The following is a 12,945-nucleotide window of genomic DNA, read 5'->3' on the forward strand; positions in this document are numbered from 1 at the left end:
CTCATCGTAACTTTATCGGTTAAGTTCCACAGACCTCTTGCTCGACCTTTTATCTGGTGATGCGTAACGTCGCTTGCTCAAACGGGCGGAACTTTAATATCGCGCCTTGCACGCTCCGCACGCCAGCCAAAACCCTTGGCAAGTCTGCCGGCAATGACTCGTCATCCTCCAATTCGCTGACTTCACGGACCTTGGCTTCGGCCAGCTCATCGCAGACGTGCAATGTGCCGCTTGCCTCTCCCCCGGCAGGCTCATAAAGCCGCAGGATGAGATCGCCCGAACCGTCATCGGCCATCTTCACCCAATCCAACACAATGTCACCCTTGTCGGCCTCGATCGAAGCCAAGGGACCGAAAGCGGGGATTGCAGTGAACGTCGGAGCGTTGAGACGAGAGGCTTGTGCAAGCGTCTCTTCGACACTGGCGTCGGCCAGAAGAGACCATGCGAATTCATGGTGGCCCTGATCGGTGTGCGGATCGGGATAAAGCGGCGCCGAAAGCAGGGAGAGACGCACCATCGTGCCTCGCGAAGGTGCCGTGACTTCATCGACATCTTGCGCAGTGTTGGCACCGACGACATTGCCGATCGGGCTCACATCCGAGCCGTAAGTCGTGGCGTTAACCACGGCTGCGGCATAACCGGATTCGGCAAGACGCACGAAACGGTGGGTGCAGCTTTCGAACTTCGCCTCATCGCTGCGCGAGTTCTTCTCAACCGGCCGTTCGACCAAACCGTATTGCGCCTCGTACTGGGCGTTGCGCGCGTCCAGAGCCAACGGCAGGTCGACTTTGAGGAAATGCTCCTGAATATGCCAATCCACACCAGCTTCGAAATCGAGGGCGCGGGAGCCGGGATGAAGGATGATTCGCGTTTCGATATCGACACCGGCAGCGTGGGCCTTGACCGTTGCCACTGCCGCACCGTCGGACTCGTTCCTGGTCACTTCGACCAGCTTGGACTCATCCAAGCCATTGGCCATCAGGAAGGCGTCACGATGGATGTCCCAGGCATCCCACTGATACGGCTCGTCACGCAACAGCTCATAACGGCCCAGACGGGTTCCGACAGGCACCAGCTGACGTCCGGCCTTCTCATCGACCAACGACGATACAGTGCCGTCGGCCTCGATCTTGACACTGAGCAAACCGTTGGACATGGTCGCGGTGCCGTCGTCATTACGTTCCGCCTGCACCTTGTCAGGTGCGATGGTATCCGGGACTTCGGGCGCGGACGCCAAATTCAGCTCGCGGTCACCGGCAGGAAGATTCTCGATCCGGTCAGCCCACACGTTGCGCACGGCATGTGCGTTTTCGCCAGATTGCACGGACCAGGCTTCGCCTTCATCGCCGTCGGCCACAGGAAGCACGACGGCATCTCGCATCACCGGCAGCTGCGGACTGGCCTTGTGGACGGCGGCCGCAGCCTCGTCGGCAATAGCGTAAAGCGCACGAATATCGCGCTGGTATTCCTCACGGGCCTGGCGTTCCGCCCATGCGAGCGCCGAGCCGGGAAGAATGTCGTGGAACTGGTTCAAGAGCAGCGTCTTCCAGATGGCATCAAGCCGTTCGCGCGGATAAGCATAGTCAGGGTCCTTCAGGCTGGCCGCGGCGCACAGGTATTCGACCACGCGCAGCATCGATTCCTCCTGACGGCAACCGCGTTTCATGTCCTGCTGCGCGGTCAGCGTGGCACGATGCAGCTCGAGGTACAGCTCACCGCGATACATCGGCGTTTCGCCCCGGGCGTTGTCGACGATGTCATGGCGGACCTTTGCATACAGATCGTCAGGTGTGCCGAAATCGATCTGCGGCACGCCTTCAAGGTCACGCATGCGGCGGATTCGGCTGTTCATCTCGCGCGTGGGGCCGCCACCGCCGTCGCCGTAACCGTAGAGCATGATGGCATGGTCTGAAAGATCCTTGTCGAGATAGTTCTTCTGCGAATAGACGACATCCTTGACCTCGACCGGCGAATCATAGGTATCCGACGGCGGGAAATGGGTGAGGACGCCGGTGCCGTCGATACCTTGCCAGATGAAGGAATGATGCGGGAACTTCGTGGTGTCGTTCCACGAGATCTTCTGCGTGAGGAACCATTCGTAGCCGGCCCGGCGCGCGATCTGGGGCCAGGAACCGGTGTAGCCGAAACTGTCGGGAAGCCATACGCCGCGGGCTTTTGCCCCCAAATGCTCTTTGAAATAGCGCTGGCCAAAACTGATCTGACGAATCAACGACTCGCCGGATGGCACCATGCCGTCGGATTCGACCCACATGCCGCCGACGGGCACGAACCGGCCTTCCGCAATCCGCGCCTGCACACGTTTGAAAAGATCGGGATGTTCCTCCTCGAGCCAGGCATACTGCTGCGCCGAACTCATGGCGTAGATGAAATCGGGATCCTCGTCCATCAGCGCCAGGACGTTGGAAACGGTGCGGGCCACCTTGCGCTTGGTCTCACGCACCGGCCAAAGCCATGCGGAATCGATATGGGCATGGGCGACGGCGGTGTGCTTGACGCTGGAATGCGCGGCGTGCTTGGAAAGGACGTCGGCCAGCTCGGCTCGCGCGGGAGCCACCGTGCCCGCCAGGTCGCGTTCGTCGTAGACATTGAGCGAACGCTGGAGTGCCTTGGAAAGCTGCCAATAGCGCGGATTGTCGTCACTGAGCTCGCGGATGAGGGATGAGACGACTTCAAGATCCATCCGGTATTCATACAGGTCGGTATTGAACACACAGACGTCCATACGCCGCAAGGTATACGGCTGATCAGGCCGGCCGGTCGGGCCTTCGCCGAGTGGTGTGGGCGAATAGGGCGTGGGCCCTTCCACGACAGGATTCGCGGCAGCCTCAAGATAGATGGTGAACCCGCCGTCCCGATCGATATCGATATGCCTGGTGCCATCGGCATCAATCAGCGGAACCCAGCCGTTTCGAGGATTGATGGCCTTGATGACTTTGTCGTCGGCACGATAGGCCAACGCCTCGGACTGGAATCCCGGACCACGTTCGCTGAGCCATCCCAGATCGGCCAGAAGCTCGACCTTTTTGCCATTGACGGCATCGAGGTCGATGCGCCCTTTGACTTCGAACCACGTCGTTCCCCAAGTCGTGCCCCAAAGCCCGGGAACCTCGAACGGCTTGAAATCCACCTGTCCCTCACGCGCACGCTCAAGGAAGCGCCGATACGGTTCCGGCTCGCCGGGATTGGCGGCGCTGCGCAGCTGGCAATGGCAGAGCACGGAATGGATATGCGGGTCGAGACGCTGCTGGAGCACACGATCACAACGCGAGAGCTCCTGGTCAGGAACAAGAAACATGGATGAAGCCTTTCTTGGAAATGATCGATTACCGACCGAACCGCAACGTCCGGTACGTTACCGGTTTGTGTTTCTGTTTTACAAGAATGAGAGGACTAAAACGGTTTAGTTAATGTCGGCGTGTCACTTCATTCCGATAACGATATCTCGGCATAGCCCGTAGCGGGCCAAAGCCCATCTATATGGTTCCCACCGCTTCGACAGACCGACGGACCATCGCCGGATCGGTGCGCTCGACCAAAGCACTGGCACCACCGCCACCGGGGCCACCTGCCGAGTGAATCTGCAAACGCGCGGAAAGATGCAACGCATCGACTCCGGTCATCGAAAGCTTCGCCATTGATTTCGGATACACGCCTCCCCCGGCCATGATCTGGATACGGCCATCAGCCTTCTCCACCAAACGTGCGATGGTCGCCGCGCCGGCAGGTGCACTGCGAGCCCCACCGGAAGTGAGGACTCTTGTATAGCCTAATGAAATCAACGTCTCCAAAGCGTCATCCTGATTTCTGGCCACATCGAAGGCGCGGTGGAACACCACGTCGACCCTTCGTCCCAAACGATCCGCCTGGGCATGCGCCTCGTCGATAAGGTCGCGGGCGAAACCCAAATCGATATCTCCGCGCCTGTCAAGTCCGCCGACGACCACTCCGCTCGCCCCAGCTTCCAGCGCAGATCCAATCTCCGCCAGCTGGGTCACCTTTTCGTCCCGGTCGAACACGAAATCACCGCCTCGCGAACGAATCAGCACTTCCGCCCCCAGCCGGACACCAGCCTGCGCACAAAGCCTGATCGTTCCATAACTGGGCGTGATTCCGCCGGTAGCCCCTAACGCCGCGCACACCTCAATGCGGTCCGCACCTTCATGGGCCGCAATATGCGCTCCCTGCAGATCCTGCACCGCGATTTCCAAAACGGGACGATGCCTACCGCGTTTTCCTGTTGATTCCGCTTCATTGCCGTACTGTTTGCCGGTCATATCCTGATTCCTTACGTGATTAGTATCTGGTCATAGATAACAGTCACCCAGCAAAGGCGACCGTTTTGAGGAAGGAAAGGGTGTCGTCTTTGCGTTTGAAAACCGCGGTGTTGCCAAGAATACGTTCGCAAACGCTGCCGAGCTCATCACGCATTGCGGCACGCACACTTTCACGGTCGCGGGCCCCTTGCGTCAGCTTCTGCAATTCATCCCACTGAAAAGCGAACTCTTCATATTGCGCAGGCAACGGGCCACCTTGTACCAAAGCATCCTCAAGAACGGAAAGCTGGGCGACAAGACGCCCCGGCAAGACGAACAGCCCTTGCGCTTCGATAAGACCTATCGGTTCCTGCTTGATCGCCCAGAACTGCGGGTGGGCATGGAAGATTCCCTCGGGATATTGTGCGCTCACACCGTTGTTGCGAAGGATAAGGTTCATCTCGTAGCCCCGGGAGGTCACGCAGACACTCGGGGATACCGCCGAACGCCTGCCGTCTTCGCCTCTGCAGACGATGTCGAGATCAGGGTTGGTGTAGCCTTCCCACGCATGTCGTATGGCGTCGGAAATATCGACGATGCTCTGCCGCGAGCGCGAGACCACGCGGACCGCCGTTCCCGGCCAGTCAAGGATCTCGATGCACGCATCGTCATAGCTTGGCACTTCAATCGTGCGCCAAGCAGCAGCCTTGTGCATCGGCAGCAACTCGCCGCCACCTTGATAATGGTCGTGGGCCAGCACCGATCCGCCGATACGTGGCAGGGCCGCGTTGCAGCCAAGGAAATAGCCGGGAAATCGGTCGACGAAATCCATGAGGTTGCCGAACGTCTCGCGATTGACATGCATGGGCGTGTGCTCGTAGTTGACGCAGATGCCATGCTCGCGGAAATACCCGTATGGAGAGAATTGCCAGAAGAACGGCGTATCCCCAAGCTGTAGCGGAATCGTACGTAATGTGCGCTTGTCGCGACCGGAAAAACCTTCGTTCTCATGGCAGATCGTGCAACGGGGATAGCCGCCGGATACGCTATTGCCCGAAGCGGCCTTCTTCATGTTTTTGAATTCCGGCTTGGCCTGGTTGATGGTGATTACGAGCCCGTGCGATTCGAAACGCGGGTTGCTCTCGAGCCTAGCTTTTTTGACGTAGGTGTCGACGACACAATAACGATAGAACCATTGCATGGCCTTCATGCCGCCATCCCCGGACTCGATATCCGCGAATCGCCTTTGCAGCGAGGAAGGTGAAGCGCTGAACTCGCCCATGACCATGTCATCGACGCTCTCTTCGGTCTCAAGGCCAGCCACGTCCAGCTCTTTCAAGGCCCGGTAGAAGCGATGGAGCAACGGTTCGGGATTCGGGAACCCGGACGGTTCCTCCGCACTTTCCGCCATACCGCCAACAGGAGCATACGCAGTCAGATCGAAGCACGAGAGCACACGGTTCCTGGCCCAATCGACATCCTGCGCGTCCAAGCCAAGATAGCTTTGGGCGTAAGCAAGCAACGCGTCAAGAGCGGCGCAGACCGATTTCATGACTTGTTTACGACCATTCCCGTCTTCGGGTTTGCGGCTCTGCAGATCTCGTTGCAGTTCGTCACTCATCGCAAATCCTCCATCACGTTGTCAACGATATGATGGCTGACCTCAAGTTTCTCTTCCATCTCCTGTACCAGCTTGATCTGCGTACGGCAACGCACCAGATTGTGTTGCGGATAGGCAGTGGCGAAATAGGTATCACCACAAAGATAGTCGGCAAGGAAACGCATGCCGCATTCCAGCGTCATCATGATGGCGCTTTCAGGCAATAACGCCAGCTCACGATCGGTGATGCTCGGCTTGACCTCGCCTAGATATCCACGCGCGTATGCCTCGAACAGCTTCGTGCTGAAATGCACTTTGTCGAGGTCCGGTTCGTCTTCCAACGCCGCGGATGCGCCGAATCTGATGGAATCGCCGAAATCGAAAAGCATCGAGCCGGGCATGATGGTGTCGAGGTCGATGATGGCCCGGGCCTTATGCGTGGTGGCATCCATCAGGATGTTGTTGAGCTTCGTGTCGTTATGGGTCACCCGCAGCGGAATCGAACCATCGGCCAGGCCGTCCACAATCAGCGGATACCAGTCGGCATGCTGCCGATAAAAGTCAATCTCGGCCTTGCAGGTCTGGCCACGCTGCTGCGAATCTGCGCTAACCGCAGCCCTGAAATCATGGAAACGGCTTGGAGTGTCGTGGAAATGGGCGATGGTTACGTTCAGCTGCGAGGCGTCAAACGCGGCGAGGTCGTTCTGGAAGCCGCCGAAAGCCGCGCCGGCGTTACGAAAGACCATGGCATCCGGCACCAGGTTGTAGGAAATCGTGTGTTCGATAAACGCGTAGACACGCCACGAGCCCGTGGAATCGCAATAGTAGGTGGCACCCTCATCCGTTCTGATGATATCCAATGTCTCTTTGCCTTTCAGACGCAGATACGAGGTGACCAGTTCGATGTTGCGCATGAGGTTTTTGGTATCCGGGAATACGTTGGTGTTCATCTTCTGGAGAATGTAGCGTTTTGCGTTGGTCGTCACCAGATATGTACGGTTGATATGGCCGTCGCCGTACGGCTCGATCGTCGAAAGATTTCCCTCAAGCCGAAAGTGCCCGGCAACGTTCGCCAGGGTGACCTCATTGTCCGTGTTCATCGGTTCCTTTCTTCCCTGTCTTCAGGTTCACGTCCCAATTCAGCCCGCAGCACTGACCCCGCAGACCAGGCTTTGTCTACGGTTTCGTATGTGTCGTTACGGCTGTGCGGACTTTTTAAAACAGCTAAAACTGCGTCCACATTGGTTAATTGTTAAGAATAGTTACATAATTAAAAATATGCAATTTCTCAGGTTTATGGCATGTTTTACCGTATTCAAAAAATAATAAAGAAGGTATATATCCCTATAATTTCAATGCCACAGGCTAAAATAAAACGTAATTGCGATAAGGAGGACATATGGAGACTTCTTCGCCAGCTACCTCCCTTACCCTTCACACTCCCGGCAAAAACATGAAGGCCAGCCCCACTGACGTCCGTAGAAACAATCGGCTACTCATTTTCGGGCTTCTGTTTCCCTCCCACCAATATTCACGTGCCGAGCTCGGCCGCAAAACCGGGCTTTCACGAGTGGCGGTTTCCGACGTCGTAAAGGATATGCTCAACGAAGGCATACTGTGCGAAACCGGCCAAGAGACGCACAATACCGGCAAAGGCAAGCGCGGCACCCTGCTCGGCATCGACACCACACAGCTGCACATCATCTCCATCGACCTTTCACAGGCGCATCTGGTGCGGGGCGCTGTGACCAATCTTCTGGGAGCGCCGCTTATTCACTCGGAAACCGTGCTGGGAGCCGAGGAAAAGGTCCAAATCGAGACTGTCATCGAACTCATCGAAGAACTATCGAAGCGGACGAACAACATCATCGGAATAGGAATCTCCACAACCGGCGTAGTGCAGGATGGCGTGATTCGGCGCTCCACCGAGCTAGGCTGGGAAAATCTCGACCTGAAAACTCCTTTGGAGCACCGTTTCTCAATGCCGGTATTCCTGACCAACGATGCGGCGGCTTCGGTATTGACCGAACGCTATTTCGGGCAGGCGGGCCCGAACGTGCTGTTCGTGAAAATCGATCGCGGCATCGGTTCGGCGACACTCCTCAACGACACGGTGATTGTGGGCGAAAACCATGCGGGTGGTGAAATCGGACATATCTCCATTAATCCGAACGGACCGTTGTGCCGTTGCGGGAAACGCGGCTGCTTGGAAATGACGTTGTCGGCACCTGCCCTGCGCGAACAGCTGCGAGGCAAGGATGCGGAGGAACAAACCCAGATCATCAGCCATGCAGGCCAGCAACTCGCATCGGCCTTGTCGATGCCCATCGGACTGCTCGACGTGGAAGACGTCTGCATCTACGGTCCGCCGGATATCGTCAACAGCACGTTCTGCGGCGCCGCACAGCATTATGCTGACCTTACCACGGCTTCAAGCTTCCGCAAGCACACCACCATCCGACGCTGCCAGTGCGGCCCGGACATTTCACTGACCGGAGCGGCCATCATCGTCGCCCAAAACTATGTCAGCAACTAGGAAAGCAGCTGCATACTCCGACAGCAAAATCGCCTTGGATCCGGGCCAGATGCTAATATGAACTATTCCGGTGCAAATCGGGCTTGATATTTGATAATTCAAGATTTGGGGATGATCGGTTTCGACGATGACCTGTTCGTCGCAGGGAAGCGTGCCGAGAATGTGGAGTCCACTCGAGATGACCTCCACGAAACAACAAGTGCTAAATCTAATCGCACTGAGTTCGCTCTCGCTGCCTGAGCTTCGCGCCAGGATTAACCAGTGAGCAGCTGCTCCGTCCACTCCTTCTCGTCTTCGGGAGGATGTTGGGCGTCATTAGAGGACTTGCTTGAGCCATTGAACCACAGGGTGACTCAGGGACTTTAACTGTAGATATGCTCGCCATCCATTGTCCGCGACACGGATGGGGGCAGAAAAACTGCCAAAAGGCCAGCGGACTACGCACGTAGAAGACTGAGGGTTCGGTCATCGGACCGGGGTTCAATTCCCCGCATCTCCACTCATCAAACGCCGCCAGGATTATCCTTGGCGGCGTTTTTCGTTGACATAACGTCAATCAGGTCGCGCTAGACTTGGTAACTATGAGAATCGTGTTGCAGAAAGTCAGTAAAGCCGATATCGACGTCGTCGATGAAATCAGCGGGGAGGTTGATGTCTCGTTCGAGCCGCAGCATATCGGGATTGGGTACGTGCTGCTCGTCGGAGTCAGCGACGAAGACGGGCAGGAACAAATCGACTGGCTCGCGCGAAAAATCAGCAAGCTGCGCGTCTTCGAGGACCAGAACGGGAAGATGAACCTTTCGCTGGCCCAGGTCGGCGGCGAAATCCTGTCGGTCTCACAGTTCACGCTGTTCGGCGACGTACGGAAGGGCAACCGCCCGAGTTTCATCAACGCCGGCGAACCGGAACATGCCAAACGTATCTGGCTTCAATTCAATGAGGCCTTACGGGCGGAAGGCATCAACGTCAAGGAGGGCCGTTTCGGCTCGCACATGCGAGTGAGCCTGACCAATGACGGCCCGGTGACCATCCTCTTCGATACCGACGAGCTGATGGCCAAAAAATAACGGCAACATGTGAAGCCGACGATTCCAATGGCAGTGACATTTTCGTCTGTGCAATTTCGCTTCAAAAGGAATGGGTGGCCATACTCAAACATTGTCCGGTAAAGCGGCACGAGGATACGAGCACAATCAGGGAAAACAGCACAAAACACTGATTTTCACCGCATCTTCGTGCCGTACCTCGGCCGTGCATGCGCGTTCGCTTATTTGATAATCGGGCGCAGCGGGGCAGAAACGTCGACCTGATGCTTGTCACCGATCTTGGTGGGGTCATTGATGATCTTGTCGACCACGGCCTTCTTGAGCTTCATGTCGGAGGCATCGCCCCATACGATGACGCGCTGACCGCCGTTGAGCTCCGTGGTAATCGAATCCTGCGTTTTGGCGGTGACCTTGGTGATGGAGCCGCGCATATTGTGTGGAAGAAGGTTCAGGACCTTCAACGCCTGCTGGACGGAACGATCGCGAAGGCTTGCCTGTACATTGTCGACTTCGATGACCGGGATGCCCTTGGTGGAAACATCGCCGACCTTGTTGAGCACACGGCCATAGCCGTCAACTGCGGTTTCGCTGCCGTCGGGCGTTTTAAGCATGGCGGCCGGCTCTTGCGCAGTAATACTGACTTTCAACCCTTTAGGATATATTTTCTCGACCTTGGCCATCGAAACGCCAGGAATGTCCTTCAGCTCCTGCTCGACATCCCCGCCCGAAACCAGCAGTAGCGATTTGCCAGCCTGTTTATCAGCGATGGAAACGACCCGGGATTTGCTGACCCACTGGTTTTCGCCGGATACGGAAATCTGGTGCGGGTCGAGCAGAAAGACCGGAGAAAAGACGAGCACCCACCCAAGCACCGCAAGAAGCGCTACAACAACGAGGGCAGCCAAGACTTTGGTCACCGTCTTCCATGCGCTGATCCGTCGGCGTTCCTTCAGACGCGCGTTGAAATCGATGATCTTCGGACGCGCAGCGACCCCCAACGGACTGGAGGTCTGGTTCAAGGTCTCCCCCACCAGATCCTCGTTTTTAAGCGCTCTGGCATCGACGAAGCCCCCAGGAGCGCTTTTGGTGGGGCCGCCGAGTGAAGAAGCCGAACGCGGCGAGCGAACAGCGTGGGGCTGCGCAGTCCGGTCGGCATCAGTCAACGGTTCGTCGATTCCGTATTTTGGTTTAGCGGATTGACGGCGATGGAAAAAACCGACGGCTTTTTTGTTGCGGGATTTTGGGGAATGGGAAGATTGAACGATTTGACCAGATTGTCCGGATTGAACAGTTTGATCAGATTGGCTTGATTGGCCAGATCGTCCGCTACCCGACGCCGTTTTCGAAACGGCAACCCTGCGCCTGTTGCGGCGAGGATTTATCGTCGAGTCATCGCCGACAGTTGAACCAGAGACCACGGAACGCGCCCGACGCCCGGAGCCGCCGTCGGAACTCTTTCTCGACTGGTCAGCGGATGTGTGCCTTTTTTCGTTATAACGGAAATCCGAATTCGCTGATTTTCTGCGCTTTCCTGTGGCTACACCAAAATCATTGACCATCTCCTCGTCGTCAGAAGCCGAAGACCTCCACGACGATGAAGCAGAACTACGGCCATTACGCCCGCGACGGCGCGAACCGCTTTTGCCCCCGCTTCCGCTGGTTACACGGCGGCCGGCCATCAGCGCGACTCCCCCGCACGCGCTTTGAGCATTTCGAGCATAACATCGTCCATTGTGGTGACATCGCCGGCTCCGACAGTGATGAGCACATCGCCAGGCTTGGCGTGGCGAACCAGCGTCTTGGCACCTTCCTCAAGGGTCTTCGAAACGCAAATCCAACCTTCGGCAGGGTTGTGATCCAGACTGCCCGCCGCATCCACGACGATCTGCGAAGTGATATCCGGGAAATCCTCCTGCCGTTCGCGCGCTGGGTAGATGGGCGCGATGACGACATCGTCGGCTTTGGCCAGCGCTTCGGCAAAACGCTTGATGAAGAACTTGGTGCGGCTGAACAGATGCGGCTGGAAGAGCACACGGATAGTCGAATCCGGGTAGCGGCGACGTGCGGCGTCGAGCAACGCCGCGATTTCGGTGGGATGGTGGGCATAGTCGTCGACGACCGTAACGTCATCCTCGACGCCGTTGACCTCAAAACGACGCGACGCACCCCTGAATGTTGCAGCCGTGCGGGCGGCGAGCACCGGGTCCATGCCCAGCAACGTTGTGACGATCAGTGCCGCAGTCGCGTTGCGAGCGTTGTGGATGCCGGGAATCCGCAGAGTAACCGGTATACGACGCACTTGGTCGCTTCCGGCGAAACCAGCGGGCAATTCGATGGTGAATCGTTCCGTGCCGTCTCCCGCACTTTCCTGTTCCGAAAGGATACGGACAAGCTGTGGGCAGGCGCTGCCTGCAACATTTTGCATGACTTCTTTATCGACGTCAGTACTATTATCCGCGTCATTCATCCCGACGATTTGAGCAATATCACCAATTGGCGCTATGGTATAGCAGATTGTCTTGGCGGCGACCTCGTCCGGCAGCGCACGCACGATAGCCTGGGCACCTTTGTCGTCGATGGACATGACGACAAAGCCCTTGGCATGGCTGGCATATTCGACGAACGCCTGCTGATAGTGTTCGGCGTCGCCATAATGGTCAAGGTGATCGGCTTCGGCATTGGTGATCAGCGCGAATTGCGGCCGGTACTTTTCGAAACTACCGTCGGATTCGTCGGCTTCAGCCACCAGAACGTCGCCGCTGCCAGCATGTCCGCCATCGATGGCGACACCGTCAGGTCCTTGGATGGAACCGCCGATGGCATAGCTCGGGTCGGCGAGCTTGACGGCTCCCATACTGGTTTTCCCATTGCTTTCGGCGCTCGGCTTGTCGTTCATACCGGTTCGTGCACCATCTTCCGCATCAGCCTCAACCCCGGCATTGACGAGAATATGGGAAATCAACGAACTGGTGGTGGTCTTGCCGTGCGCACCGGCGACGCTGACCGCACACTTGCTGGCCATCAGCAGCGCGAGGATGTCGCTACGATGAACGATACGAGCCCCGGCCGCTGCAGCGGCGACGATTTCCGGGTTATCGGGTTTGATGGCGCTGGAATAGACGACGGTCTGTGCACCCGTCACGTTTTCGGCACGCTGACCGAAATACACCTTCACGCCCAGAGCGGTCAACCGATCGGTCTTGGCATTGGCAGCGCGATCGGAACCGGAGACTTCGACGCCTTCTTCGTGAAGCATTTCGGCAAGCACGCTCATGCCGGCTCCGCCGATGCCGATGAAATGCGTCCGTCCCAACGATGCCAACGAATCCGACGGGCCGAACGCGGCCTTTGTCGGGTCAAGCACGATAGTTTCAGAGCCGATAGTTGACTGCACGATACGCTCCTTGGACGCTAGGTTTTTGAAGATGCGAAACATCTCTGATGCTGTTATACCCGATAATCCGGCCTTGTCGTACCGCAAGTCAAAAA

At 57.2% G+C, this 12,945-nt stretch carries 8 protein-coding genes and 1 other RNA gene; 3 read left to right on the forward strand and 6 right to left on the reverse strand.

Annotated features, from left to right (window positions below; genetic code table 11):
• Positions 1-49: 49 nt before the first annotated feature.
• The 4 genes from OZX62_RS07060 to OZX62_RS07075 form a co-directional block, all read right to left on the reverse strand.
• Complete coding sequence (locus tag OZX62_RS07060; RefSeq protein WP_277175511.1) at positions 50-3,316, reverse strand: alpha-mannosidase; 3,267 nt, start codon at positions 3,314-3,316, stop codon at positions 50-52.
• A gap of 178 nt (positions 3,317-3,494) precedes the next feature.
• On the reverse strand, positions 3,495-4,295 hold the full coding sequence (locus OZX62_RS07065; protein ID WP_277175512.1) for a copper homeostasis protein CutC: 801 nt from the start codon (positions 4,293-4,295) through the stop codon (positions 3,495-3,497).
• Between the two features lie 43 nt (positions 4,296-4,338).
• Complete coding sequence (locus tag OZX62_RS07070; RefSeq protein WP_277177065.1) at positions 4,339-5,826, reverse strand: galactose-1-phosphate uridylyltransferase; 1,488 nt, start codon at positions 5,824-5,826, stop codon at positions 4,339-4,341.
• Positions 5,827-5,891: 65 nt separating this feature from the next.
• Positions 5,892-6,974 carry an aminoglycoside phosphotransferase family protein gene (locus tag OZX62_RS07075; protein ID WP_277175513.1) on the reverse strand — a complete coding sequence of 361 codons (1,083 nt, stop codon included), beginning with the start codon at positions 6,972-6,974 and terminating at the stop codon, positions 5,892-5,894.
• A 299-nt stretch (positions 6,975-7,273) separates the two neighbouring features.
• Between OZX62_RS07075 and OZX62_RS07080 the strand changes: the two genes are divergently transcribed.
• The 3 genes from OZX62_RS07080 to dtd all read left to right on the forward strand — a co-directional run bounded on the left by OZX62_RS07080 (position 7,274) and on the right by dtd (position 9,477).
• Positions 7,274-8,410, forward strand: a complete 1,137-nt coding sequence (locus OZX62_RS07080) for an ROK family protein (RefSeq protein ID WP_277175514.1) — start codon at positions 7,274-7,276, stop codon at positions 8,408-8,410.
• A 107-nt stretch (positions 8,411-8,517) separates the two neighbouring features.
• Positions 8,518-8,912: a transfer-messenger RNA gene (gene ssrA / locus OZX62_RS07085) on the forward strand.
• Positions 8,913-8,991: 79 nt separating this feature from the next.
• Entirely contained in the window at positions 8,992-9,477 is a 486-nt protein-coding gene (gene dtd, locus OZX62_RS07090; RefSeq protein ID WP_277175515.1) for a D-aminoacyl-tRNA deacylase, read from the forward strand.
• 200 nt (positions 9,478-9,677) lie between these two features.
• Here dtd and OZX62_RS07095 read toward each other — a convergent pair whose 3' ends face one another.
• Together OZX62_RS07095 and OZX62_RS07100 are read right to left on the reverse strand one after the other, a co-directional pair.
• Complete coding sequence (locus tag OZX62_RS07095; protein WP_277175516.1) at positions 9,678-11,135, reverse strand: FtsQ-type POTRA domain-containing protein; 1,458 nt, start codon at positions 11,133-11,135, stop codon at positions 9,678-9,680.
• Complete coding sequence (locus tag OZX62_RS07100) at positions 11,135-12,850, reverse strand: Mur ligase domain-containing protein (protein ID WP_277175517.1); 1,716 nt, start codon at positions 12,848-12,850, stop codon at positions 11,135-11,137. Before OZX62_RS07100 ends, OZX62_RS07095 begins: the two co-directional genes overlap by 1 nt.
• Positions 12,851-12,945: the final 95 nt, after the last annotated feature.

Source organism: Bifidobacterium sp. ESL0690 (assembly GCF_029392315.1).
Lineage (GTDB): Bacteria > Actinomycetota > Actinomycetes > Actinomycetales > Bifidobacteriaceae > Bifidobacterium.